The 25,999-nt window shown below is 59.4% G+C and carries 20 protein-coding genes; 9 read left to right on the top strand and 11 right to left on the bottom strand.

All coding sequences use genetic code 11. From position 1 onward, the window contains the following. Positions 1–246: 246 nt before the first annotated feature. Both NW840_RS11370 and NW840_RS11365 read left to right on the top strand, forming a co-directional pair. The gene (locus tag NW840_RS11370) at positions 247–1,545 is read left to right on the top strand and encodes an efflux RND transporter periplasmic adaptor subunit (RefSeq protein ID WP_414344363.1); all 1,299 of its coding nucleotides are present in this window, start codon (positions 247–249) and stop codon (positions 1,543–1,545) included. Between the two features lie 61 nt (positions 1,546–1,606). Continuing rightward, the gene (locus NW840_RS11365; protein WP_414344361.1) at positions 1,607–4,816 is read left to right on the top strand and encodes an efflux RND transporter permease subunit; all 3,210 of its coding nucleotides are present in this window, start codon (positions 1,607–1,609) and stop codon (positions 4,814–4,816) included. A gap of 63 nt (positions 4,817–4,879) precedes the next feature. On the opposite strand, the gene NW840_RS11360 is transcribed toward NW840_RS11365, so the two are convergent. The 4 genes from NW840_RS11360 to NW840_RS11345 form a co-directional block, all read right to left on the bottom strand. Next, the gene (locus NW840_RS11360; RefSeq protein WP_414332300.1) at positions 4,880–5,137 is read right to left on the bottom strand and encodes a DUF2949 domain-containing protein; all 258 of its coding nucleotides are present in this window, start codon (positions 5,135–5,137) and stop codon (positions 4,880–4,882) included. A gap of 195 nt (positions 5,138–5,332) precedes the next feature. Beyond that, positions 5,333–6,127, bottom strand: coding sequence for a hypothetical protein (locus NW840_RS11355; RefSeq protein ID WP_414344360.1), 795 nt, complete (start codon positions 6,125–6,127; stop codon positions 5,333–5,335). A gap of 108 nt (positions 6,128–6,235) precedes the next feature. Continuing rightward, positions 6,236–6,979, bottom strand: a complete 744-nt coding sequence (locus NW840_RS11350; protein ID WP_414344358.1) for a low-complexity tail membrane protein — start codon at positions 6,977–6,979, stop codon at positions 6,236–6,238. Positions 6,980–7,013: 34 nt separating this feature from the next. After that, entirely contained in the window at positions 7,014–7,238 is a 225-nt protein-coding gene (locus NW840_RS11345) for an NAD(P)H dehydrogenase subunit NdhS (protein WP_011432364.1), read from the bottom strand. Positions 7,239–7,452: 214 nt separating this feature from the next. Between NW840_RS11345 and NW840_RS11340 the strand changes: the two genes are divergently transcribed. Beyond that, positions 7,453–8,040 (top strand): FHA domain-containing protein, encoded by a 588-nt coding sequence (locus tag NW840_RS11340; RefSeq protein WP_414344357.1) that lies wholly within the window; start codon positions 7,453–7,455, stop codon positions 8,038–8,040. A gap of 1 nt (position 8,041) precedes the next feature. On the opposite strand, the gene NW840_RS11335 is transcribed toward NW840_RS11340, so the two are convergent. Together NW840_RS11335 and pth are read right to left on the bottom strand one after the other, a co-directional pair. Then, entirely contained in the window at positions 8,042–9,508 is a 1,467-nt protein-coding gene (locus NW840_RS11335) for a cation:proton antiporter (protein WP_414344365.1), read from the bottom strand. Between the two features lie 307 nt (positions 9,509–9,815). Further along, the gene (gene pth, locus NW840_RS11330) at positions 9,816–10,490 is read right to left on the bottom strand and encodes an aminoacyl-tRNA hydrolase (protein ID WP_414344356.1); all 675 of its coding nucleotides are present in this window, start codon (positions 10,488–10,490) and stop codon (positions 9,816–9,818) included. 215 nt (positions 10,491–10,705) lie between these two features. Here pth and NW840_RS11325 point away from each other — a divergent pair, with 215 nt between their 5' ends. Together NW840_RS11325 and NW840_RS11320 are read left to right on the top strand one after the other, a co-directional pair. After that, positions 10,706–11,923: an HD domain-containing phosphohydrolase gene (locus NW840_RS11325; protein ID WP_414344355.1), complete on the top strand. Its 1,218-nt coding sequence runs from the start codon at positions 10,706–10,708 to the stop codon at positions 11,921–11,923. Between the two features lie 237 nt (positions 11,924–12,160). Continuing rightward, on the top strand, positions 12,161–13,282 hold the full coding sequence (locus NW840_RS11320) for a methyl-accepting chemotaxis protein (RefSeq protein WP_414344354.1): 1,122 nt from the start codon (positions 12,161–12,163) through the stop codon (positions 13,280–13,282). Between the two features lie 52 nt (positions 13,283–13,334). On the opposite strand, the gene NW840_RS11315 is transcribed toward NW840_RS11320, so the two are convergent. Further along, positions 13,335–13,736: a DUF4359 domain-containing protein gene (locus tag NW840_RS11315; RefSeq protein ID WP_071818187.1), complete on the bottom strand. Its 402-nt coding sequence runs from the start codon at positions 13,734–13,736 to the stop codon at positions 13,335–13,337. Positions 13,737–13,981: 245 nt separating this feature from the next. On the opposite strand from NW840_RS11315, the gene prfB reads away from it, so the two are divergent. Then, a protein-coding gene (gene prfB, locus NW840_RS11310; protein ID WP_414344353.1) for a peptide chain release factor 2 occupies positions 13,982–15,113 on the top strand; the annotation gives its coding sequence in 2 pieces (ribosomal slippage) (positions 13,982–14,053 and positions 14,055–15,113; 1,131 coding nt in all). On the opposite strand, the gene NW840_RS11305 is transcribed toward prfB, so the two are convergent. Continuing rightward, a complete protein-coding gene (locus NW840_RS11305) occupies positions 15,110–16,150 on the bottom strand; it encodes an o-succinylbenzoate synthase (RefSeq protein WP_414344351.1) in 1,041 nt (346 codons plus the stop codon). The two genes, prfB and NW840_RS11305, sit on opposite strands and share 4 nt — an antisense overlap. Positions 16,151–16,463: 313 nt before the next feature. Between NW840_RS11305 and cynS the strand changes: the two genes are divergently transcribed. Further along, a complete protein-coding gene (gene cynS, locus NW840_RS11300) occupies positions 16,464–16,913 on the top strand; it encodes a cyanase (RefSeq protein WP_414344350.1) in 450 nt (149 codons plus the stop codon). A gap of 3 nt (positions 16,914–16,916) precedes the next feature. On the opposite strand, the gene NW840_RS11295 is transcribed toward cynS, so the two are convergent. From NW840_RS11295 to NW840_RS11285, 3 genes are all read right to left on the bottom strand, one after another. Beyond that, positions 16,917–18,206 (bottom strand): M16 family metallopeptidase, encoded by a 1,290-nt coding sequence (locus NW840_RS11295; protein WP_414344349.1) that lies wholly within the window; start codon positions 18,204–18,206, stop codon positions 16,917–16,919. Between the two features lie 60 nt (positions 18,207–18,266). Next, on the bottom strand, positions 18,267–19,571 hold the full coding sequence (locus NW840_RS11290) for a M16 family metallopeptidase (RefSeq protein ID WP_414344348.1): 1,305 nt from the start codon (positions 19,569–19,571) through the stop codon (positions 18,267–18,269). Between the two features lie 170 nt (positions 19,572–19,741). Beyond that, positions 19,742–20,956, bottom strand: coding sequence for a site-2 protease family protein (locus NW840_RS11285; protein WP_414344346.1), 1,215 nt, complete (start codon positions 20,954–20,956; stop codon positions 19,742–19,744). Between the two features lie 322 nt (positions 20,957–21,278). On the opposite strand from NW840_RS11285, the gene nrdJ reads away from it, so the two are divergent. Continuing rightward, positions 21,279–24,734: a ribonucleoside-triphosphate reductase, adenosylcobalamin-dependent gene (gene nrdJ / locus NW840_RS11280; RefSeq protein WP_414344345.1), complete on the top strand. Its 3,456-nt coding sequence runs from the start codon at positions 21,279–21,281 to the stop codon at positions 24,732–24,734. A 128-nt stretch (positions 24,735–24,862) separates the two neighbouring features. Further along, positions 24,863–25,864: a phenylalanine--tRNA ligase subunit alpha gene (gene pheS, locus NW840_RS11275; protein ID WP_011432376.1), complete on the top strand. Its 1,002-nt coding sequence runs from the start codon at positions 24,863–24,865 to the stop codon at positions 25,862–25,864. Positions 25,865–25,999: the final 135 nt, after the last annotated feature.

The following is a 25,999-nucleotide window of genomic DNA, read 5'->3' as shown; positions in this document are numbered from 1 at the left end:
CGTGGGGCAGGAATGCCCGACCGCGAGGTAAGGACTCCGTCCTGCTGACGGGAAGGGTGGCCCGCGCTCTATCCACAGGACGAGCGCCGGGAGGATGTCACGCATCCACCCTAGCTCTGGATTGGGAAGGATGGCCAGCGCTTTTGCACAGGCGCAGCAGGGCACAGTCTCAGTACCCTGGTTGATTGAGTCAATGCAGAGGTGGGATCCCTCTGTTGGGATAGCCGTTAGGGAGGCAGGTTCACGATGCAACTGCGAACAGCTCTGCCGCTGTTGTGCCTTTCTCTCTTGGTAGCTGCTTGCCGGCCCGGCGGGCCACCTCGCAGCATGGGGGGTGAAGGGGGCGGAGAAGGCCAACCCACACCAGTGGCCGTCGGCAGGGTAGAGGAACAGCAAATCGAAGAGACCTCAGAGTTCATGGCCAGCCTCGGATCCCAGCAGGTGGCCAGTATCCGCCCTCAGGTCAGTGGACAGGTGACCCAGGTGTTCGTGCAGCTGGGATCCCAGGTGGCTGCCGGAGCCCCTCTCTTTGAGATCGACAGCCGGCAGCAACAGGCGGCGGTGGCCGGCCAAACGGCGGGGATTGCCGCAGCCCAAGCCAACCTGGAGAGCGGCCGTGCTCTGCTCAGCCAGTTGCGGGCGGATCGGATGCGGCTGGAGGCAGCGGCGGAGTTTGCCCGGGAGCAGCACGAGCGCAACCTGCGCCTCTTGGCCGAGGGGGCCATCAGCCAGGCGCAAGCGGATCAATCCAGCCGCGACCTGCGCCAGGCGGAGGCGGCTTTGGCGGCGCAACAGGAGCAGATCCGCGCTCAGGAGGCCGCGATCTTGCGGGCAGAGCGGGAGGTGCAGCGAGCCCAGGCCGAGGCGGAGCGGCAACAGGTGCAACTGCAGTTTTTCCAGGTTACAGCTCCCTTTGCCGGCATTGTGGGGGATGTTTTGGTGCGGCAAGGGGACTACGTGACGCCTCAGACGGTTTTGACCACCTTGACCCAAACCCAGGCGCTGGAGCTCAACCTCAACATCCCGTTGCAGCGGGCCCCCCAGCTGCGCATTGGCACGCCGGTGCAGATCCTGGATAGCCGCGGCGAGGTGATCGGCAGCAGCCAAATCTCTTTCATTGCTCCCGAAGCCAACGCCGCCACGCAATCGGTGCTGGCCAAGGCTCTTCTGGAGAACCCTGCCGGCCAGTTGCGCTCGGCCCAGTTTGTGCGGACTCGGGTCATCTGGGAGGAGCGGCCGGCCTTGCTGGTGCCGGTGACGGCGGTGGCCCGCTTGGGGGCGCAAACCTTTGTCTACACGGTGCAGACAACGGAGCCGCCAGCAGAGGGCATGCCCCCGGGGGCGGTGGCGGTGCAAAGGCCGGTGCAGCTGGGATCCATCTACGGAAACAGCTATGAGGTGCTGGAGGGTTTGGAGGCCAATGAGCCAATTGTGCTGAGCGGCCTGCAGAAAATCCGCGATGGCGCCCCGATTGTCGATGAGGTGCTTTTTCAGCAGAGGATGCAGCCACAAGGGGGAGGGAGACCTCCTGGATCCCCGCCCTAGGTCCTCTCTCCGGCGGTTTCCCAACTCAGCTATCCCCTTTCACTCCTCACTGCGCTGGACTATGTTTGTTGACTTTTTCATTCGCCGCCCTGTTTTTGCCAGCGTCTGCTCCATCCTGATCGTGCTGGTGGGGGCGGTGAGCATTCCCCTACTGCCGGTGGACTACTACCCACAGGTGGCGCCGCCAGCGGTGAGGGTGACTGCTGTTTATCCTGGGGCCGACGCCGAGACGGTGGAGACGGCGGTAACCAATGTGCTGGAGCAGGAGATCAACGGCGTCGAGGGTATACGGTCTATCGCCTCGGTGAGCAGCAGCAACGGCACCAGCCAGATCACCGTTACCTTCAGCCCGGATCGGGATCTGGACACGGCGGCTGTGGATGTGCAGAACCGGGTGGCGCGGGCCCAGGGCCGGCTGCCGGCGGAGGTGATCCAAAACGGCATCAGCGTGGAAAAGGCCGGCGACAGCGCCTTTGTGCTGGTGTTGGCGCTGCGCTCAGAGGCGGGGGAATACGACGAGCTGTTTTTGAGCAACTACGCGGAGCTGTTTGTGCGGGATGCTTTGCGGCGCATCCGCGGCGTCAGCGATGTCATCATTTTCGGGGAGCGCATCTATGCCATGCGCATCTGGCTGGATCCGACGCGGCTGGCCAGCTATGGTCTGACAGCTCTGGATGTGGTAAACGCAGTGCGCCAGCAGAATATCCAGGTGCCCGCCGGCCAAATTGGCGGCCAGCCCAGCCCCCCGGATCAGGAGTTTCAGATCAGCGTCCAGGCCACGGGGCGGCTGTCGCAGCCGGAGGAGTTCGCCCAGATCGTTCTCAAGGCCAACGCCGATGGCAGCTTGGTGCGCATTGCCGATGTGGGCCGGGTAGAGCTGGGGGCCCAAAGCTACGATACGTTCTTCCGCATCGGGGGGCAGGAGGCGGTGGGGATCGCCATCACCCAACAACCGGATGCCAACGCCCTAGAGGTGTCGCGGCAGGTGCGGCAGACGTTGGCGCAGCTGGCGGAGAGTTTTCCGCCCGGCTTGATCTACGAGATCCCTTTCGACGCCACCCTGTTCATTACCGAGTCGGTGCAGGAGGTGATTTTTACCCTGCTGCAGGCTATTGCCCTGGTGGTGCTGGTACTGTTCATCTTTTTGCAAGATTGGCGCGTCACCCTCATTCCCACCGTTACAATTCCGGTGGCGCTGCTGGGGACCTTCGCCTTTGTGCGCCTGTTTGGCTTTTCCATCAACACTTTGACTCTGTTCGGCCTCACCCTGGCCACTGGCTTGGTGGTGGACGACACCATTGTGGTGGTGGAGAATATCTCCCGCTACATCCGCGACCGCGGCATGCGGCCTCTGCAGGGGGCCTCGGCGGGGATGAACGAGGTGTTGGGGGCGGTGATCGCCACGACGCTGGTGCTGCTGGGGCTATTTGTGCCTGTTGCTTTCTTTCCTGGCACCAGCGGTCGCATCTACCAGCAGTTTGCCGTCACCATTGCCGTGTCGGTTTCGCTGTCCACGTTTAATGCCATTACCTTGGCTCCGGCTTTGTCGGCGCTGCTAATTCGCCCCCGCTCAGAGCAGATGTTTTGGCTGCTGCGCTGGTTTGACCGCGCCGTGGAAGGGATCCGAGCGGCCTACTGCCGCCTGCTGGAGCTGGTGGTGAAGCTGCGGCTGTTGGTGGTGACGGGGTTTATTGCCTGTTTGGGCCTCACCTACTGGCTGTTCCAAATTGTGCCGACGGGGTTTGTGCCGGATGAGGATCAGGGCTTTTTCATCACCATTGTCCAGGGGCCGCCGGGGGTTTCCCTCAACTATACCGACAGGGTGATCCGGCAGGCCGCCGCTATTTTGGAGGGGATCCCTGAGATCGAAAATCGGGTGATCGTGGGGGGGTTCAGCTTTACCGGGCCCTCGCCGGGGAATGGGCTGATCTTTGCCACCCTCAAGCCCTGGGAAGAGCGGCGGCAACCGGAGCAATCGGCGCAAGCGATTGTCAACCGGCTATTTGGGCCTTTTTTGGGCGGGATCAGCCGCGCATTGGTGATCCCGATCCTGCCGCCGGCCATTCCCAATTTGGGGGTTGCGGGCGGGTTTACTTTCCAGCTTCAGGATCGGGGGGTGAACGATTTCAACCTCTTGGAGCAGACGGCCAACACCCTGTTTTTTGTGGGCAACTCGCCGCCCCCGCCGGGCCAACCCCCCTTGGGCTTGCGGATTAACCCGCCCACCTTCAACGCCAATTCGCCGCAGCTAGAAGTACAGGTGGATCGGGAGATGGCCCAGTTGTTGGGGATCCCTCTGTTGGATGTCTTCGGCACGCTGCAGACGCTGCTGGGGGGCACCTACGTCAATGATTTCGACCTGTTCAACCGCAACTACCGGGTCTATGTGCAGGCGGATCAAGCATTCCGAGGTAACCCGGAAAGCATCGGCCAGTTCTACGTGCGGGGTGGGCAGGGGCAGCTCTTGCCGTTGAGCACCCTGGTTCAGGTGGAGGAGACCACCAGCCCGGCCATCATCAACCACTTCAACCTCTTCCGCTCGGTGGAAATTCAGGGCAGCGCCCTGCCGGGCTTTAGCTCAGGGCAAGCGATTCGGGCTATGGAAACTCTAGCCGCCCAGTTGTTGCCGCAGGGGTTTGGCTTCGAGTGGTCGGGCCTGTCGCTGGAAGAAATCGAGTCGGGAGGACAGGCGCCGCTGATCTTTGCTTTGGGCTCGGTGTTCGTCTTCCTGGTGCTGGCGGCGCAATTTGAGAGCTATGTGGATCCCTTGATCATTTTGTTGGCGGTGCCGCTGGCGGTTCTTGGGGCTCTTTTGGCGCAACTGCTGCGGGGCTTGACCAACGACGTCTTCTGCCAAGTCGGGTTGGTGATGTTGATCGGGCTGGCCAGCAAAAACTCCATCTTGATTGTGGAGTTTGCCAACCAGTTGGTTGCCCAAGGGATCCCACTGCTCAAAGCTGCCACCCAAGCAGCCGAGACGCGCTTCCGCGCCATTCTGATGACCGCCCTGAGCACTATCCTGGGCATTTTCCCGCTGGCAGTGGCCAGCGGGGCCGGGGCCGCCAGCCGTCAGTCTCTGGGCACGGCGGTGATCGGCGGCATGTTCGTCTCGACAATGCTCAGTTTGCTGGTGGTGCCGGTGCTCTATGTCGTGATCAAGGGGATCCAGGTGCGAATTTTGGGGGGATCCCCTTCGCCTGTGGATCTGGCGCATTTGCCGCCGCCGGAGGATCCCAAAGAGGTGCTGCCTGGTGGCGACAGCGTTGGGTAGCAAGAGGGATCTGCTTGCTTCTTCTCTTCTGGCGGAAAAGCGAGTGGGGGAAGGGGGCACCTTTCATCCACCGCAGGCCCTGTCCTCGAGCAGTTCGAGCTCGGCTCCGCCGGGCATTTTTTCCCAGAACTGAGCCAGGTGTTGCAGGCCCACAAAGCCCAACTGCCAGAGGATCAAGGCTAGAGGGCCGTGCTGCTGCCGTTGGATCTTCAGGGCCAAAGCCAGTTGTTTGGGCTTGAGGAGCTGCTGCTGGGCAGCAAACTGGCAGAACTGTCGATCCCATTGGCTGAGGGCCTGTAAATCCGGCAGGGTCGGTTCCATAGGTTTGGCTGGGCAGGAAACCCATCGAATTGAATATTGAATCTCGAGGCTCGGGATCCCCAGTGGAGATCCTGCGGATCCCTTGCAACAGGTTTCTTCCAGGGTACGTGAGCGCCCAGGCATCCCCAAGGCCAGTTCGGGCAGAGAGCACTGAGCTTTGTCGCAAAGCTGGCTTATAGATCCTGGCAGGACGGTCTATCCCCAGGGGTCGTCGTCGAAGGGACTATCTGACCAATAGCCACTCTGCTGGGATGGGGGGGGCTGTTGGGGGAGAGGAGGCGTGTAGGCAGGGGGTGGCGTTGGGATGGGGGTGGGTTTTTCCAGATCCTCAAGTCGAGGCAGGTCGGCGGGCTTGGGCTCGACACCAAGGCTTCTCAGCTTGGCTTGCGTTTCTTGCACTTGCGCATTGAGCTCTTCCAGGTAGGCGCGGTAGTGGTTGGCAGCTTCCAGGTACTGCTTGGCTTTCTTTTCGTTTTCCCGGACGACCGCCTCCAGTTCTTTGGTGCGAACGGTGTAATCGGCCTCTTGATTGGTGAGGTTTTCGATGGCTTGGTTGAGTACAGCCCGCCGTCGCTCCAGTTGGGCTACAATTTCCGACAACTGTCGTTCTCGCTCGCTAAGGCTGCGTTCCCGGTTTTGAGTTTGTTCCAGTTGAAAGCTGGCCTGGCTGAGCTGCTCTCGCAAATACATCACCTGGGGCTCCGTCTCGTTGCGTTCCTGTTGCAATTCAAAGACCCGCGCTTCCAAGTGATCTTTTTCCTGCTGCAACACTTCCCGCTCGTTCAAAAGACGGGTGTAGAGCTGGTTGAGAAAGTCCACCTCCATCACCACTTGGCTAAGCTGAGTGGCGTATTCCCCAACCAAAGCCAACTCCCGAGCGAGGTTTTGGGTTTCACTGGTGGCTTGATCGGTGAAAAACTGGGGAAGTTGGGTGGTTTCTCTGAGGCGTTGGGTAAATTGCTTGAAGCGGAAAGAAAAGTTGCTCGCCATTGCCGGTGCGGTAGCCTCGAAGATCAGGGGAATGCCGATGGTTGGATTTCACAGGGCTTGGATTGCTTCCAATCTAACATTGAGCTACAGCTTTTGCGGAAGCTTGCCTTAGGTGGGATCGGGGGGAGTTTCAGGGGCCGGCATGGCAACTTCCCCAGAGGGATCCCGCTTCTCGGATTCCGGCTGGGGGTTTTCTGCCGCTCTGTTTTTAACCTTGTCTTTTTGGTCTTTCGAGGTGCCTTCTGAATCCTGGCCGGAGATGCGGCGCAGCAGCCGTTGCAGGAGTGGGCTGCGGCGATTGCCGAGGACGGAGAAGCGGCTTTCGATCTCTTCGACGGGGACGGGATCCATTTGGGCCAGCTCCGGCTCGCTGAGGAGGAGTACCCGTATCGTTGCAATGGGGATCTGCAAGAATAGGTTGGATCCCCAAAATCCAAAGGCAGCTATGGCTAGGCCGGCCAGACGGGTGCCGTTGCCAGGGGTGAGCGGGGCAAAGAGGGGGGCAAAGTCGTAGAGGCGCTCACCGACTTCCAGCATCAGGATTGCCGCCAACAGCGTCAAGATCTTGTGTTCGGGGCTGAGGAAGGCGGCCAAGATGCGGCGCTGCTCGAGGGTGAGTTCTTCTGGGGGGACAGAAGCCACCCACATGCTAAAGATGTCAAACGGTTTGCGCCACTGCATAGCAAAGACCGGCCCAATGCCCACCACGGCCACCCAAGCCTGCTCCGCCCCCACCGGCAGGAGGGGATCCCCTGTGGCCAGCCCGATCAGGGTCAGCCCCACCCACAAGGGGAAGAGGAGGATGCCGGCGGCATGGATCCAGAGGAAAGGTTCCTGCCAATGGCTGCGCATGGGGAGATGCCAAAAGGGACAGGGGAGAGCAGGGCTAGGGGCGGGATTTGTCCACCACTTCCAATTCTGTGAGGCGGAAGGTGACTAATTTGTCCCAGTTGCCGCCTTCAAAGAGGACAGCGGCATGGTTGTCGGTAACCCGCTGTACCTGGCCCTCAAAGCAGTAGTAGGTGTCGTTGGGGTTGATGACCCGCACGGCAACGCCGGGGTAGATCGGGGGAAGGGCTTCGAGGAGGGTTGGGGTTGGAGTCGTGTTCACGTTTCAGCTATCCTCTTTTTTTGCAGAAGCTCTGCCTTACTATTATGGGGGAAAGCCCCTCTCTTGCCGAGTCTCCCCCTCGTTGAGCTTCTTCCCACAGCGGTTCGCCGAGGGTTGGGCAATGGCTGAGGTGTGGCTGCCAGCCCGCTAACGGGAAAGGAGCCTGTACTGCAACTTCGACGGTCAACCCAGCTCCCCCTCAAGGCCCCAGACCATGGCTACCGGCGCACAGTCTTCCCCCTCCCAAATCTGGCATGTGTTGGTGATCGATGATGAACAAGGACGGCGGGCTGTGGCCCTCAGTGCTGCCACCTATTCGATTGGCAGGGATCCCAGCAATGCGATTGTCATTCATTCGGCGGCGGTTTCCCGGCAACACGCGCTGCTGCTGCGGCTACCCCAAAAAGATGGCCAGTATACCTACCGGCTGCTGGACGGCAATATCGAGGGCAAGCGCAGCACCAACGGCGTCTCGGTGAATGGGCAGAGATGTTTGAGCTGGGATCTCAAGGATGGGGATCAGATCCTGTTGGGGGATCGGGTGCGGATGCAGTACTGCATTCGTCGGTTGTCGGACGAAGATTTTCAGCAGTATCTCCAGTCTGTAAGCTTTCGCAGCGTGAAGGCGGAGGTGGTGGATCGACGCTCCACAACCATGCAGCGGTTTGATCCGCCCTCGATGCAGGCGATTTTGCCCCAAGAGGAGACGACGGAGAGAATTGACGTGAAGCCTCAACGCCGCAATCCGCTGCGGCTGCTGTTCCAGACCCTCTGGGGGCGTTTGAGGGGGAAGCTGAGATAACTTAACCCTCGGGGATGCCCACCCGTTCTGAGTCTGGGAGCGATGACGCGGTCTCGTCGGCGCCGCCTTTGCGCTCTTGCTCTGACGCTTCTGCCTGCAAGTCCAGGAGGGAGGGGGAGTTGGCTTCCCCAATCAACACTCCCCGCAGCCAGAGGGGAGCGACAAAGGTGGTGGCAATCACCATGACGATAATGCTGACATCGAGGGCATCGGAGAGAACCCCACTGGCGGCCCCCACACCGGCAAACACCAGGCCCACCTCACCCCGGGGAATCATGCCCACTCCGATGGCGTAGCGGTTGATGCCCGGCTTGCCAAAGGCCCCCAAGCCCGCTGCTAGCTTGCCCACAATGGCAACTCCGATCAAGAAGACGGCAATGATCAGCCCCTCTCGGTTGACGGGGAGGGTGGGGTTGAGTACGGCAAGGTTGGTTTTGGCCCCAACGCAGACGAAGAAGATGGGCACCAGTAGGTCGGAAATGGGCTTGATCTGTTCTTCCAGCTCTTGCCGTTTCTCGGTTTCGGCCAAGATTAAGCCAGCGGCAAAGGCGCCCAAAATCGCTTCTAGATGAATGATTTGCCCTACATAAGCCAGCAGAAAGGCCAGCACAAGGGCGGGCAGAAGGGGGTTACCTCGGGTCTTCAGGCTGTTGAGAAGGGCAACAAAGTAGGGGCTGAGAAGGCGCCCCAAAACAATGGAGCCGACCAAGAAGACGATGGCACTGAGGATGATGATGCCAATATCGGAAAGGTTGACTTCTCCGTTTTTGGCCAAGCCCGCCACCACGGCCAAGATGATGATGCCCAACACGTCATCCAAGACGGCGGCACCGATGATCACCTGTCCTTCTGGGGAGGTGAGTTTTTGCAGCTCGGCCAAGACGCGGGCGGTGATGCCGATGCTGGTTGCTGTGAGGGCAGCGCCGGCAAATATGGCGGGGATAACGGGCACATGAAACAGGTAGAGCAAGCCCAGGGTTCCGGCCAGGAAAGGCACAGCGACCCCGATGACGGCTACGGCTGCGGCTTGAGGGCCGACCCGCAACAGCTCGGCCAGATCCGACTCGAGGCCGATTTCAAACAAAAGGACGATCACCCCGATCTCGGAGAGGATGTCGATGATCTGGCTTTGGGAGGAGAACACCTGTACCAGGGATCCCTCGTCGAGTCCGGCAGTGGCTTGCAGAAATTGCATCAGTGCTGAGGATTGAGCCAAGGTGTGCAGCTCTTGGCCGGAAACTTGTCCTTCTGGGAAGACAAGCAACCCCAGAGCGGAGGCCCCTACCGCGACGCCCCCCAGCAATTCTCCCAGCACCGGCGGAAAGCCGAGGCGAACGGCGATTTCTCCGGCAATACGGCTGGCCAGATAGATGACCACCAGAGCCATCAGCACCGCCGCCAAGATCAGGGGTAAAAGATTGGCAGCCCCTTCCGGTTCAAGGGGGGCAGCGGCTTCAACAGCAAGCAACACTGAATCTAGGTTGTTCAACAGCAAGATCTCACCCTCAAATGATGAACAGCTTTTTGTCTCGGGCCGGCCCTGGTGGGAACGCTGCCGTTCCCATTCCTTTCGCCCTTCTGCTGGAAGACTGTTACAGAAGCTAACCTCCCTTGGGAACTGTTGGCAACGCCCAGGTAGGTACTCTTATACTCCAGATAATTATCAATTATCTGGAGTATTGTCTCCACAGACGTTCCCATGAGCAGGACGAAGCCCTTACCACTTCCTCTCCTGGAAAACCCCTCAGAACCGGCAATCCAGGACAAGCTGCTCCTCAGGAGGAAGCCTCGCCTTGGCCCGGTGCAGGGTTGGATCCATCCAAATCGGACGATGGCCCAGACAGATCCAGAGGATTAAAGCGGTTCATGGCTGTCCTCAGTCCCTCTTGCAAGCAGCACTCCACGGCCTCTACCGCCGTATTCAACACCCGCTCCAGCACCTCTTGTTCTGCAGGCGCAAATCCCCCCAACACATGCCCGACCACATCTTGGCTGCCCCTGGGTTTGCCCACCCCCAAACGCAGCCGCGGAAACCCTTCGCTCCCCAAGTGCTGAATGATGGACTTCATGCCGTTGTGCCCACCGGCAGAACCGGATCCCCGCAGGCGCAGACGACCCAGCGGCAGATCCATATCGTCGTACACCACCAGCACAGAGGCGAGATCTAACTTGTACCAATCCAGCACCGCCCGCACCGATTGGCCGGAACGGTTCATGTAGGTTTCCGGCTTGAGCAAGCGTCGCTTTCCTCCCAGGGCAAACCCTTCTCCGTAGCTACCTTGGAATCGCTTCTCCAAAACCAACGGGATCCCCCAGCGCTGCGCCAGCCGATCCACCACCATAAAGCCGCAATTGTGGCGAGTATTGGCGTATTGAGGGCCGGGATTGCCCAAGCCCACAACAAGCTGCAGGGAAATCTCATCGGTTCCCTTGGGCTTGACCTGGGTCACAACGTTTCTCGCCTCCTCGAGCTAAAGTAAGGCATCGCTGCTTTGAGTGGTGTTGGCGTGTTTTTGGGCTGCTGGTCGCCCCGAAGGTGTCAGATACCCAGCCGGACTGAGTCGGGACAGCGGTGAGGATCCCTGGGGGCAAATGGCTCGCCGCCCATGACTCTGCCATTGTTTATTGTCAACGCTCATTGTGAACGCTTCTGACCAACCCTGCTATGAGCCTGCCCACCCCCTTCGGTCTTCACCCCAGCACAACCGAATTCGATGCCTCGGATGCCCTGCGCCTCAGCCAGCGTCTGATTCAAGTGGGGATCGCCCTCTCCTCAGAAACGGATCTGCAGCGGCTGCTGGAGTTGATTGTTGCTCAAGCCCGAGAACTGACCCACTGTGATGGGGCCAGCCTTTTTGTCCGAGAGGGGGAGGAACTGCGCTTTTTCGTGGTCAACCGCCATGAGGAGCTGCGGGATCTGCGCCTGCCCCTCAGCCCTTCCAGCATTGTGGGCTATGTGGTGCTCACCGGGGAGAGCCTGAATCTGCCAGATGTCTACCGCCTGCCCGCCGACCGGCCCTATGCCTTTAACCCACAGGTGGATCGGCAGACCGGCTATCGCACCCGCTCCTTGCTCACTGTGCCCATGCGGGATCCCTCAGGAAAGATCCTCGGCGCCCTACAACTGTTGAACCGCCTAAAGCCGGATCACCCCACCCCCCTAGCTCCTGACCAAGTGGCCGAGTGGAGCCAACCTTTTTCTGAGCTGGAAGTTAGCGTGGCAGAAGCCTTGGCCTCCCAGGCGGCGGTTGCCTATCAAAACGTCCAATTGCGGGAAGAGCTCAAATCTGCCCACTTCGAGACCATCTTCTGTCTGTCTGTGGCCGCAGAATACCGGGATCAAGATACCTCCTTTCACCTGAAGCGGATGAGCAACTACTCTCGCATCATCGCCAAGCACTTGGGCCTATCCAGCCATGAGCAAGAGCTGATCTTCTACGCCAGTCCCATGCACGATGTGGGCAAAATCGGGATCCCGGATGCCATCTTGCAAAAGCCGGGGCGTCTGACCCCAGAAGAGCGGCAGATCATGAACCGCCACCCTGAGATCGGCTACGAAATTCTCAGCAAGTCCGACTCCGAGCTGATGCAAAAGAGCGCCATCATCGCCCTTACCCACCACGAGAAGTTCGACGGCAGTGGGTATCCGCGCGGCCTCAAAGGAGAAGGGATCCCTCTAGAAGGGCGGATTGTGGCCTTAGCCGATGTATTCGATGCCTTGGCCAGCCGTCGCCCCTACAAAGAAGCCTGGGCTTTGAATGAGGTCTTTCAGTTTGTAGAAGACAACAGCGGCAGCCATTTCGACCCGCAAGTGGTGGCCGCCTTTAACCGAGGACGCAGCGAAATTCTGGAAATCTACCACCGCTATCAAGAAACCCGCTAAATCCAGCTTCAAAGGGATCCATCCCCGCAAACCGCAAAGAAGGGATCCCAGGCCATCCTTCCCGCACAATTCTGCAAAATCCTATGGGCAAAAGGTGGGATCCCAGGGCAAACTGAAGGTGGTCGATTTTCTGCAGGAATCACCCCATCAAAGGCCGATTTAGGGCCGACTTTTTGTGTTACTCTACACATTAGCATCCAACCCATCTGTACCCAACGTGTGCCGACGATCCCTGTGATGGCTACCCTGACAAATCCACCCACTCCTACCCTATCGATCAACACCAAGCTGCGCGATTTGGCCTTGGTGGAGTTTCAGGTGAGCGAGTCCACTCCTTGTGAGAACGTGGTGCGCCGCCTAGAAGATGACAGCAGCCTTTCAGGAGTCATCGTGCTGGACGAGCGGTCACAGGTGCGGGGAATGTTGACCCGCCGCGCCATTCTGGAGTGGATGCTTAGCAAGCCCTACGGCCTGGATGTGTTTTTGAAGCGGCCCATCAGCTCCATGGTAGAGTTCCATAGCCGGGATTTTCTCTTGCTCCCCGGCGACTGCGATGTTATCCAAGCAGCCGACCGAGCTTTCCAACGGCCCGAAGAGACCATCTATGACCCCGTGGTGGTTCAACTGGGATCCCAGGACTACCGCCTTCTCGATGTGCCGGTGTTGTTGGTGGCCCAGGCCCAGGTGCATCTGGCCACCCAGCGTAAGCTACAAGAGCAGCAGGAAGAGATGATAAGGATCTTGGCAGAGCTGGAGCAGGAAAAAAACCGCAGCCTCCAGTATGCCCGGGATCTGGAGCGGCAGAAAGCCGAGATCCTCAACCAAAACCTGGCCTTAGACATGGAACGTCGCCGGGCCCAACAGCGCTCTGAGGAGCTGGCTCGCCTCAACGCCCGCATCATCGAGATTAGCTCGATCCTCTCGGAGAAGGGCAAATCCACCTTTGCCGCCACCTTTGCTGGGGTAGAAGCGGTGCGCACCCTCTTCCAGGAAATTGCCGACAACAACCAGGAGCTATCCCGCGAACTCAAGGAGATCAACACCATCGTGGATTTGATCGTGGAGGTGGCAGGATACATTCGCCTGCTCTCTTTCAATGCGGCTGTAGAGGCCAACCGCAGCGGTGGTGCCGGTGGCTTTGGAGCCATTGCCCAGGAGATCCGCAAATTGGCGGGACGAACCACCGAGGCCAGCAACCGCATTCGCAGCTTGGCAGATCGCATCCAGCGACAAAGCCAATCCACCCTGCAATCGGCCCAGAGCAGCGCTGAGGTGGTGCAATCCCTTTACCAGCAGGCCCAGTCGGCTCAGTTGGCCCTAGAGGAGCTGCAAACCCTGTTGGAACGAGCCCAAATCTAGCCTCCCTTTTGAGATTCTTCTGGATCCTGAGAGCCTGAGGTTGCCATGGTGGCTAGGGGGCAGCTTTCCCCTCTCGAATCTCATAAGTATAAAATTGCCCAGCCACGGCAAGGGTTTCAAAGTGGTAGGTGGGCAAGGAGATCCCCAGTGGGCCAAAGTTGAGCAACGACAAATCGGTGGTGTAGAGGCTGAAAAGGATAAAATTCTGCCGGCGGGTTTGGCGCATGAACAGAGCTTCTAGTTCGGGCTGGAGCTCTCGGACAAGGGCATGACATTCCTCAATCAAAGTGACCAAGAAAGACGGGATCTGAGCGCAGTATTCTCGCGTAGCGTAGGCGGCCAGTTGTTGCCCTGCATGGGTTCTGTACTCTTCTAAGGTGGGATTGGTGATGGCCAAAGCAGCCACTCCTCCCGCCAAAACCAGCCCGGAAAGCAAGGAAAAGACCTTCAGCATCGCAGCCTCCGAAACCGAATTCTTTATTCTGCTATAGGCTTGAGCCACCTCAACAGGGATCTTTCGGCAGAAGCCAAAGGACTCCGTCCTGCCTCTGGCGGGGTTGTTGCTATGGACAAGGGATCGCAATGCTGTTGCAATGGGAACGGCCAGGAACTGCCCCACAGAAGGGCTCCATCCCTTGATTGAGTTGCCGGCCCACAGGTTAGGATGGGATCCGACGCGCAAACAGCTTGCTGCTCTCTATGGAACTTGCCGATCTAAGACGCACCCTAGAATCGCTCACCTTGCGCCTGAGCAACGCTCAGGACTATCTTTGACCTGCCCCACTTGGAGCAACAGATTGCCATCCTAGAGCAAGAAGCCTCGCAGCCGCAGTTTTGGAATGATGTAGAGGCAGCCCGCCGCCACCTGCAAAAGCTCAACAGCCTCAAGGCCTCCTGGGATCAGGTGCACCGCTGGAAGGATCGCCTGGAAGATGCCGCCAGCGCCCTTGAGCTGCTCCAAGAAGAGCCCGATCCGGAACTCTTAGCCGAGACAGCGGGATCCCTGGCAGTGGTGGAGCGGGAGTTGGGCCAGTGGGAGCTACAGCAACTGCTCTCCGGCCCCTACGACAAAAACGGTGCCATCCTCACCATCACCGCCGGCGCAGGGGGAACCGACGCCCAGGACTGGGCGGAAATGCTCCTGAAAATGTACACCCGCTGGGCCGAAAACCAGGGCTACAAGGTCAGCCTCTCGGAATACTCCGAAGGTGCCGAAGCCGGCATCAAGTCCGCCACCCTGCTGATCGAAGGCCCCTACGCCTATGGTTATCTCTCTGCCGAGAAGGGTAACCACCGGATGGAGCGCATCAGCCCCTTCAACGCCAACGGCAAACGGCAAACCAGCTTCGCCGGCGTAGAGGTGATGCCGATCCTGGAAGAGGAAAGCGAGTATGAGCTGAAGATGGAAGATCTGGAGTTCGAGACCTCCCGCTCGGGTGGAGCAGGTGGCCAAAACGTGAACAAAGTGGAAACAGCGGTGCGGGTGATCCACAAGCCCACCGGCATTGCCGTGCGCTGCACCGAGGAGCGCTCCCAACTGCAAAACAAAGAGCGGGCCATCCAGATCTTGAAGGCCAAGCTGATCGAGATGGAAGAAGAAAAACGCAGACAAAAGCTGGCCGAGATTCGCGGCGAGATGGTGACTCAGGGCTTTGGGGGGCGTATTCGCACCTACACCTTCGATCCTTACAAGTTGATCAAGGATCACCGCACCAACGCCGAAACCTACAATGTCGAGGCCTTTATGAACGGCGAGCCGGAGGAGCTGATGCATTTTATCCAGGCCTATCTGCGGCAGGAATACGCCAAACAACAGGCCGCCGCAGTCTAGGGCCGGCTGTAGCGCTCCCACACCGCCTGCATGAGGGCAGCCCGCTCCTGGGCTGAGAGCTGGGTCAAGGTCAGGGGATCCCCTTCCTGGAAAAACTCCCCTACCCCCCATCCCACGGCCCGGGGAGAGGCGGTTTTGGCTTGCAGGGATCCCGCCCAGGCCAGTCCATGCCAAGCGCCGATGGCAGTCTCCAGCGCAGAAGAAAAAACCAGATCCAGGCCGGGATGGCGGCTGAGATACTCTCGCAGCGCGATGCAGGAGCCCACCAGAGACGGCTTCACCACCAGGATCCCTTTCCATCCTGACCGATGGATCGCTTGCAACTGCTCCAGGCAGGCCACCGATTCATCCAAAGCAACGGGGGTTTGGTACTGGCGGCTGAGCTCCACCAAATGGGCGTGCTGATCCGGCGGCAGAGGCTGCTCCAAAAACTCAATCTTGACCGGCGAGGCCTGGTTGAGCCGATCACAAACCATCAGCCACCGGTGGGCCTCCGCAAGCGCTAACCCCCCATTGGCATCCAAACGCAGATAGGATCCTGGTGGCAACCGCTCCAGCCATTGCTCCAGCTTCTCCAACTCCTGCTGCATGGGATCCCTCCCCACCTTGAGCTTGTACACCGACCGCGTGAGTGGGACGGAGTCCTTGTAGGAGTCCTTGTAAGATTCCGGCGGCAGGGTCTCCCCCAAAAGTTCACAGAAAGAGAGTAGAGAGAGATCCTTGTTCAACCAATCGGGATCCCGACAGGCCAGCCAAGCGCCTTCCAACCCAAACCGGCAGGCCGGCAGTGCTTCTGGGATCCCCAAAATATGCGCCTCCGACAAAAGAGGGGGCAGCTGCCGACAAAACGCCAGAGCCTGCTCTAAGGTCTCGCTGCCAAACCAAGGGATGGGAGCAATTTCCCCATATCCCTGACAGCCTGTCTCCCGATCTGTAAGTCGGATCAGGATCCCTTCCCGGATAGACCACAGGCCGTGGTGGGTGCGCAGGGGCCGCCGAAGGGGGCGCCGATACAGGCAGAACGCAAAGCCTAGCACCTTTTTCTCCGCTTCCAAGGATCCTCAGAGTGAGGAGCTACAAGTAGAGCATCTCAAAGATTAGAGAAATGTTGCAAGCGAGATAGCGGGACTGATGTTCTTGCTGTAGCTGAAACTACAGAATTGAGTTGAAGACATAGCGTATCTTCCTGCCCTAAGAAGTGCTTCCTTACGTATGATTAAGGAAAAAAGCAGCAGATTCTGAATAGAGCATCACTTTTCCCAATAAACCTGTGCCACTGAGGAATCGCGGGTTCGGGTTTGGGTGGTAAATCCAGATTGAGTTGCCTGCACAGCTAAAACTTAGGAGTCGATGATGAGTACAGCCATTCCCGAAATCACCAAAAAGCTTTTGGAAGCCAAAGCTGAAAGGGGATTAACTTTTGCTGACTTGGAAGAGAAAATAGGCCGGGATGAGGTGTGGATTGCAGCGGTCTTCTATCGTCAGGCCAGTGCTTCCGCAGAAGAAGCAAACAAAATTGCCGAAATCTTAGGCTTGGACGCCGCTGTCGCTAAACAATTGACCGAATGCCCACTGAAAGGCTTAGGGCCAGTGGTGCCGACGGATCCCTTAATTTACCGCTTTTACGAGATTGTTCAAGTTTACGGCATGCCAATCAAAGCCGTGATTCATGAAAAGTTTGGCGATGGAATCATGAGCGCTATTGACTTCACCCTAGACATAGAAAAGGAAGAGGATCCTAAAGGAGATCGTGTTAAGGTGATTATGTCTGGTAAGTTCCTGCCCTATAAAAAGTGGTAGCAGTTAAAACATCGGCTCTGCTTCTGCCAAGGCGGCTTCCGGCCCCACCAGAGCAATGGCCGGGGGGGCCAGGTAGGTCTTTGCGGCTTGGTGGAGCTGCTCTGGGGTGAGCTGCCTGACCCCCTGCAAATACTGCCGGTCAAACTCCATGCCCAAGCCCAAAATCTCGTACCAGCCCGCCAGTTGAGCCACCTGGGCATTGGTTTGTTTGCTGAGGGCATACTGGCCCAGAAGTTTGCGCTGCGCCATTTCCACCTCTGCCAGGTCGAGCGGATTGGCCTGCAGACGGTGGATTTCTGCTTGTAGGCGTTCCAGAGCCACCTGGGTGTTCTCTGCTGCAGTGCCCATGTAAACCCCAAAAGGGGCGGGATCCCGGCGGGTGGCAAAAAAAGCCGAGACCTCATAGGCCAGGCCACAGCGCTCCCGCAGTTCCACAAACAGACGGCTGGACAGACCGCTCCCCAAGTAGGTGGCCAGCAACTTCAGGGCCGGATAATCCGCAGAAGCAGCAGGGGATCCGCGAAACCCGATCAAGATCGTCGTCTGCTGAGTGGGCTGGGGCAACCTCAGCAGTTGGGGATCCCTCAGAGGGGGCAGGGGAACATCCCGATCCTCTGGAGAGGGGCCGGGAACAACCCAGTCTCCCAAAGCCGCTTCCACCTGGGCAGCCATCTGCTCCGGCGGCTCTGGGCCGATCACCACCATCACCATTCCATTGGGACGACAGTAGGCCGCGTGATAGGCCACCAAATCCTCGCGGGTCAGGGATCCCACCGTTTCCAGCCGTCCCAACCCCGGCAGAGCGTAGGGATGATCCCCATAGAGGGCTTGTTGCACCTGCTCGAAAGCCAAGCTGAAGGGCCGTTCCTGTTGGGCGCGAATGGCTTGCAGCATCAACCCCTGCTCTCGCGCCACCTCCTCTTCAGGAAAACTGGGATCCCGCAGCGTCTCCGCAAGCAAATCCAGCAACTCCGGGAAATCGGCAGCCACACAGCGCAGGCTCACCTCGAAAGAGTCGGCAGAACTGTCCACCGATAGCGAGGCTCCCAGCGATTCCACCGCAGCAGCAATGGCCTGGGAGTTGCGCCGATGCGTACCTTTGGTGAGGACAGCCGCCATCAAGTGGCTCACCCCCGCCTGTTGCGGCCGCTCTGCCCGGCTACCACCGCGGAAAAAACAGTGGGCAGCTAAGATCTCCACCGTTGGGTTCTGGCCCAGCAACAGCGTGATGCCATTGGCCAAAAGGACGCGCTGTAAACGGCCACGTTGGGTGGCAAGCAGAGCAGAGTTCATGCAGGCAAGGGATCCCGTCCAAAATCCGAAAATCAAGAGTCCGGAGCGTCGAGGCAGCGCTCACCGACAGGCCAGTTGCAGCTCCGAAGCCGCCGCTGTATCCAGGGCAGTCGGCTTGAGAACGGTGACTACATAAGCCTCCGGAGACAAGTACTGCTGGGCCAACTCCCGGATCTGAGCCGGAGTAAAGGATTGCACCAGCTCCAGGTACTCTTGAATGCGTTGCACCCCGCCCAACGTCTCGTAGTAGCCATAGATGCCCGCCAATTGGCTGGGGGACTCGGCGGAGAACAGAAACTCATGGATGAGCATACGCCGGGTGCGATCCAACTCCGCTTGGCCGATGCCATCCTGCTGCAGCTTTTCAATCTCGTGCAGAATCGTCGCCTCCACCCGCGCCACATCCTCCGGCTCCAGTTGAGCCCCAATACAAAACAGTCCCCCCTCCTTCAGCACCAGCGAAGAACAGCCAATGGCCCTCACCCAGCCCCGCTGTTCCCGCAGCAGATGCACCAGCCGCGAAGTACGGCCATCTCCCAGCACAGAAGCCAACATCTCCAGGCCACAGGCTTGCTGCCAATCGTCAATGCCAACAGTAGGCCAGGCCAACTTCAGGCGGGCTTGCTCCAAGCGGGCATGGTCGCTCTCCCGGCGCAGGATCCCTTGGGGACGAGGCTGGGGCGGAATGGGGGGGCTGACCGGTGCTGGCCCGGCGGCAGGGCCGCCAAACTGCTCCTCCACCAAGGCCAACGCCTGCTCAGGATCGATGCCACCCGTCACCACCACCGTCATGGATTCAGGCCGATACCAAGCGCGGTGGTAGGCGCGCATCAGTTCAGGGGTCAGTTGCATCAAGCTTTCCGGTGTGCCCAACACCGGTCGTCCATAGGGATGCTCCCCATAGGCGGTCTCCATCAAGAGCTGATAGGCCGTGTAGTCCGGGTTGTCGGCAGCGCGGCGAATTTCCTCCAGAACCACCTGCCGCTCCCGCTCAAACTCCAGATCTGGGATCCCGGCCCGCAAAACCACCTCTGCCAGGTAGGGCAGGGTATCCGCCAGGTCGGCAGCAGCCACCGTAATGTAGTAATGGGTGTAGTCTTGGCCGGTGGCAGCATTGGTAACTCCTCCCCGTCCTTCCACGGCCCAATCCAGCTCACCAGGAGCCAGCCGCTCGCTACCCTTAAACACCATGTGTTCCAAAAAATGGGATAGGCCCAGCCACTCCGGCGGCTCATGGCGTCCGCCTGTCCGTACCCAGACATCAACGGTTACAGAATCGGCAATGGGGATGGGATGAAGGATAACGCCTAACCCGTTGCTCAGTCGGTGGGTGTAGGCGGGCAAAAGACGAGGAGAGCGGTTCAAAATTCTTAACTGATGGAGAACAGTCTTAATTGTAGATGGAGAGGGGCTCCGGGAAATAGTATCTGAGACTACTTTTCTCGGCCTTCTCTCCCCACCTTGCAGATCCCAACCCCTTTTGTGGTAGAGGGAGAACCTAGGTACCTTGGGCTGCTCCCTGTCCAGACGTCCCCCTAAGGCTCATTGCGCAGATCCGGGGATCCCTGCCAAGCCAGACTGGGGGATCCCTCTCCGGCCAGATTGTCCTCCACCTGAAATCCAGGGGGCCATTCTTCGCTATCGCGCACCCGCTGCACCACCTCTTGGGGCAGCACGACCCCCAACTGCCGGGCAGCCATGGCCACCACATCCCCCCGGTCGATCAAGCCAGCAATGGCGCCGGTGGGCGTGAAAACCAAAATGCGGCGGGGTTCTGCCTGGCGCATCATCTGAATCACCTGGGGAATGGGGGTCTCTTCTCGTACCCCCTGCAGTTGCTCCATCGGCTTGAGAATGGCTTTCAGGGTGAGGCGATCCCACTGGCTGCGCTCGATGTCGTTGAGCAGTTCTGGCCTGACCAACCCGCGGTAACGGCCATCTTCCTCGGCAAAATAAACGTCCGCCGGTTGAGTTGGGGCTTCCGGCCTGAGAGAAGAAGGCACCAGATAGCGATCCACAAACTCCCGCAGGCTCATGTTCGCGTCCAAAACCCGAAACTGGCGGGTCATCACATCTGCAGCTTTCAGGCGGGCCAGCACCTGCTGCAGTTGCGCGTACTGGCTGTAGCGGCGGGCGGTGTTCAAAATAAACAGGCCGATCAACCCCACCCAGAGGCCGTTGAGGCTCCCCCAAAATACCACCAGCAGACCTAGCCCCACCAAACCCCAGCCCACCCCCTGGCCGGCTCGGGCCGCCCACAGCATACCCTTTTGCCGATCCCCTGTCCAACCCCAGATGGCCGCCTTGAGCATTTGCCCCCCATCCAGAGGCAGGCCCGGCAGCAGGTTAAACAGGGCAATCGTCAGGTTGATGGCAGCCAAGCTGGTGAGGGTTGAGGCCAGCATCGACTCCGGCACAGCCCAAGCCCGGGCCACGCTGAAGAAAACAAACAGACCCAAGCTGAGGAGAGGGCCTGCCACCGCCACGCAAAAAGCCCCAAGGGGGCGGGGAACTTCCCGCTCAATCGCCGCCATACCCCCAAAAATAAACAGGGTTATCGAGTTAACCCGTACCCCATAGGCGCGGGCCACCAAGCTGTGGGCCAACTCATGAGCCAGCAGAGAAAGAAACAACCCCACCGCCGTCAACACCCCGTAGGAGAGCACCAGCAGGAGGGCCGCCGGGAACCAGGTGTAGTCGATGAAAAAGGGGATCCCCCACAAGCTACCGATGCGCAGGCGACTGGTCATGACGATACAACTCCTTACACAGCTCTCACTGGGGAGAAGGCCCAGGAAGGTGCCGTTGAAGACGACAAGCAGCCCCTTAACTTGGGATCCCTCTCCTCCACTGTAGCCCTTCTGCCGAGCCTTCCGTTCCCTTGCGGCTCCCCCGGCAGACAGCGGGCCTGCCCTATCCCTAGAGGCTCTTAAAGATCTTCTCAGAGCACAACACTACCTACAACACCAGACCCCCGAAGATTGTGATAACGTGGTTGGGCATTGGGTCGGCGGGGTTGCCAACCGGCGCTCAAGAGTCGGAACTACCGAGCTTTGCAGAAGAGGTGTGGCTATGGTGTGGACTTCGTCCCGCTCAGGCGAACAGAGCAAAGAAGTACAGGGACTTGATCCCGCTGAAACGACGGGATCCCTGCCTCTGGGCGAGTTTCCGGCCACAGCCCCGGCGGCCAGCCCGGTGTTCTACCGCACCTACAGCCGTCGCCGCCCGGATGGCAACCGCGAGACTTGGGGCGAAGTTTGCGAGCGCACCTTGGCCGACATCGCCCGGCTGGGGCGTTTTACCCCCCAGGAGCGGGAGCTCGTAGAGCGCATGCAGCGGCAGTTGAAGGCGTTGATCTCCGGTCGAGCCTTGTGGGTGATGGGCACCGACTGGATCCAGAAGCCGGAAAACTTCTCCGGTGCCTACAACTGCACCAGTTTGGCGGTGGTGGACTGGCGGGCCTTTGGCCTGATGATGGATCTGGCCATGATGGGCTGCGGCACGGGAGCGGTGCTGGAACCGCAGTTCATCCGCCAGTTGCCCCCCATTGTCAACCGCCTGCGGGTTCACGTGAAGGGATCCATCGGCACCACCCCTCCCGAAGAGCGGCAGGAGCACACCCGCATCCAACGGCAGGGATCCCAGGTGCACATCCAGGTGGGAGACAGTCGCCGCGGCTGGGTGGATTCGTACCAAGCGCTGCTGGAGCTGGCGTCGGATCCCGGCTTTGGGGGCCAGGTGGAAGTGACAGTGGACTTGAGCGATGTCCGCCCGGCTGGGGAGCGGCTGAAAGGGTTTGGGGGCGTAGCCAACCCCATTAAGCTGCCCGGCTTGTACGAGCGCTGTGCCGCCATCCTCAACAGGGCGGTAGGTCGGCAACTGAACTCGGTGGAGTGCTGTTTGCTCATCGACGAGGCGGCGGTGGTGGTGGTGGCGGGAAACATTCGTCGTAGCGCTGGCATTCGTCAGTTTGCTGCCGACGACCAGCTGGGATCCACCGCCAAAGACAACCTCTGGCAGCAGGACGAAAACGGCAACTGGAGAATTGATCCCGAGCGAGATGCCCTGCGCATGGCCAACCACACGCGGGTGTTTCACCGCAAGCCGACGCGGGAAGAATGTGTTGAGGCCGTGCGGAAGCAGTTTTACTCAGGCGAGGGGGCCATCCAGTGGGCCGGGGAAGCCGTAGCACGGGCCAATTGCGACCTTATCCCACCCGACCTAAAACCCGACTTTCTTAAAGCCTATGAGGCAGGAACGGCCCGAGAATGGCTAAAGGGACGGGATCCCTCCCTAGGGGAAGAGGAACTTCAGGATCGCCTGTGGCGCTATGGGCTGAATCCCTGCGTGACAGCCGATACCTGGGTGCACACGGGCGATGGGCCGCGCCAGGTGAGAGACCTGATTGGGAAGCAGCACAGCACCTATGTCAATGGAGAACTATTCAGTACCACACCGGAGGGGTTCTTCTACTCCGGTACCAAGCCTGTGCTGAAGCTTTTGACCAAGGAAGGGTTCTCTCTGCGGCTGACAGGCAACCATCGGGTTCTCAAAGTCACCGCTCAAACCCAAAAGGCACAATACACCGAGTGGGTACCGGCAGAAAGCCTACAACCGGGCGACCGCATCCTGCTGCACAACCATCGCGATCTCACCCCGTGGGATGGGGCGGGTACCTGGGAAGAAGGCTGGCTTTTGGGGAATTTGCTGGGTGACGGTAGCCTTACGGCAACCCCGTGGAACGACACGGCTTTATTACGCTATTGGCAAGATACCCAAGCCGAAATGAGCCAGTATGCGATTCAGCTTTTGCAAACGGCAGTGGGTTACGAGCCCCGCCAGCCAGAGGCATATCACTATGCGCAGCTTGGGTTGCGGGTTATCGGCTCCAGGGGGTTGGCAAAACTGGCGGCCCAGTTCGGCATGAGGCCCGGACAAAAGCAGATGACAGAGGCGCTCGAAGCCACCAGCTTCCAGTTTCATCGAGGCTTCTTGTGCGGGCTCTTTGATGCGGATGGCAGCGTGCAAGGTAATCAGGAGAAAGGGGTTAGCGTGCGGCTCTCTCAAAGCCATCTGGGTACCCTCAAAGCGGTTCAGCGCATGCTGGCGCGGCTGGGCATCATTGCAGTTTTGTATGAGAATCGCCGTCCTGCTGGATATCGCCTGCTGCCGAACAGTGCTCGCCAACCTGCACCATACGCTTGCAAAGCCCAGCACGAATTGGTTATTGCCAACGACAACTTGCATCTGTTCCAGGAATGGGTCGGCTTTCGGGAACCGCACAAAGCCCAAAAGCTAGAGGCACTGCTGAATGGCTACAAGCGCCAGCTCAACCGAGAGCGGTTTGCTGTGACGGTTGCTGCCCTTGAGGCAGACGGGGTAGAGCCGGTGTATGACTGTACTGTCCCCGGCCCAGCGTGCTTTGATGCCAATGGGTTTGTTGTCCACAACTGTGGCGAGATTATTGGCCACACATTCCATTGCAACTTGGCCGAGATCCACCTCAACCGTTTGGATCCCCACAACCGGCAGGAGCAGGAAGACGCCTTTACAGCGGGAGCTCTCACGGTGGCAGCCCTACTCCACCACCACTTTGTGGAACCCCGCTTTCAGCGCTCGCGGGAATGGGATCCCATCGTCGGCGTCTCGTTCACAGGCCTGTTCGACTTTTGCGTCAAAGCCTTTGGGGTTGAATGGCTGCGCTGGTGGCAGGAAGGGAGACCCGATACCCCCATCGGGAAGGAATTCAAGCAGCAGGAGCGGGAATACCTCAGCCGCTGGAAGGAGATCGTCCACCGCGTGGTCTGGGACTACTGCGATCGCCACAGCCTGCGCCGCCCCAACCGCTGCACCACGGTTCAGCCCGCCGGCACCAAGTCGCTGCTCACCAACGCCTCTCCCGGCTGGCACCCGCCCAAAGCCCAACGCTACATCCGCCGCATCACCTTTGCCAAAAATGACCCGGTGGCGCTGGCCTGTCTGGACTATGGCTACTCGGTGGTACCTGCTCAGGCGGACAAAGATGAAAACGGGAACTTGCTCAACGACCCCTTTGATCCCCGCTGTACCGAATGGCTGGTGGAACTGCCTGTGGAAGTAGAATGGGCCAACCTGCCCGGTGCTGGCCAGATCGAGATCGAGCAATTCTCGGCCCTGGCCCAGTTTGACTTCTATATGCAGGTTCAGAAGTACTACACCACCCACAACACCTCCGCCACCATCGAGCTGCGGGAGGACGAGGTGGAAGCTCTGGGATCCCGTATCTACGAAGCCATCCGCGACGACGAGGGCTACATCAGCGCAGCGCTGCTGGCCCGCTTCGATGCCCCCTTCCCCCGCCTGCCTTTTGAGAAAATCGACAAGCCCACCTACGAACGACTGGTGGCCGAGGTCAAAAAGAGACGGCGGACAGATAACTTCTTCGCGGCCCTGGCCCGCTACGACCGCAACTTTACCTTGGCAGCAGAGGGACCGGCAGGGTGTGACGCTCTGGGGTGTCTGTTGCCAGATTCGGCGCCTCAGAGCTAACCCCCAAATTCTCCCCGCTGCTGGCCATCCCCACTGGCTGGGAAAGCACAGTCAGGCTCCCTCCTGTGATACTTTTATAGGGATTCCCTCAACCCCCAGGGATCCCTTCTGCCCTTGGAATCGGCCCCATGCAAGACGAAAAAGACACGCTTCGCCAACAGCTTCTCACCCTGCAAAGCGAGGCCCTCGCCCAAGTGGAACAAGCTGACGGTCTGGAGGCTCTGGAACAGATCCGCATCGACTACCTGGGCAAGAAAGGTAAGCTCTCCAAAATCTTGGGGGGAATGGGGAAGCTGCCCCCAGAAGAACGGCCTGCCATTGGCGCTTTGGCCAACACCTTTAAAGAGGCCCTCCAATCCAGTCTGGAGCAGCGCAAACAGGCCCTTGGTGAAGCTCAACTGCTGGCCCGCCTAGAAGCAGAGCGCCTGGATGTCACTATGCCCGGGCCCCGTCGGCCTCTGGGGCGGATCCATCCGCTGCAGGCCACCATCGACCGCATGCTCGATATCTTTGTGGGAATGGGCTACACCGTGGTGCATGGGCCTGAGCTCGAGACGGAGTACTACAACTTCGAGGCCCTCAACACCCCTGCCGACCATCCGGCGCGGGATATGCAGGATACCCTCTACCTGGCCAATGGCTACCTGATGCGTACCCAAACCTCCTCGGTGCAGGTGCGCTACATGGAGCAACACCAGCCGCCGCTGCGCATTGTGCATGCCGGTCGGGTGATGCGCCGCGATACCGTGGATGCCACCCACTCCGCTGTGTTTCACCAGATGGAAATTTTGGCGGTGGGCGAGAACCTCACCTTTTCCGACCTGAAGGGCACCCTCAACACGTTCATCACCCGCCTATTGGGCAAGCGAGAAACCCGCTTTCGGCCCAGCTATTTTCCCTTTACCGAGCCTTCTGCTGAGATGGACGTGCGCTTTGGCTCGAAATGGCTGGAAATCTTCGGCTGCGGCATGGTGGATCCCAATGTATTTCAAGCGGTGGGCTACGACCCGGAGCGCTACACCGGATTTGCGGCAGGGATCGGCATTGAGCGGATGGCCATGCTCCTCCACGGCATTCAGGATATCCGCCTGTTTTATACCAGCGACCTGCGCTTTCTGTCTCAGTTTTAGGTGGCTATCTTATCTGAGGAACAAAACCCTCGTCCTGAGCCCTGCAAGACCTTCAGAAAACCCTCTTTCAGCTAGAAATCGCAGGAGCCCCGCACTGTACCCGTAGGGTCAGTGTCGGGAGGAATGCGGAAGTTA

The sequence above is a fragment of the Synechococcus sp. R5-13 genome (assembly GCF_047462015.1).
Lineage (GTDB): Bacteria > Cyanobacteriota > Cyanobacteriia > Thermostichales > Thermostichaceae > Thermostichus.
This window is presented reverse-complemented; position numbering and strand designations above follow the sequence as displayed.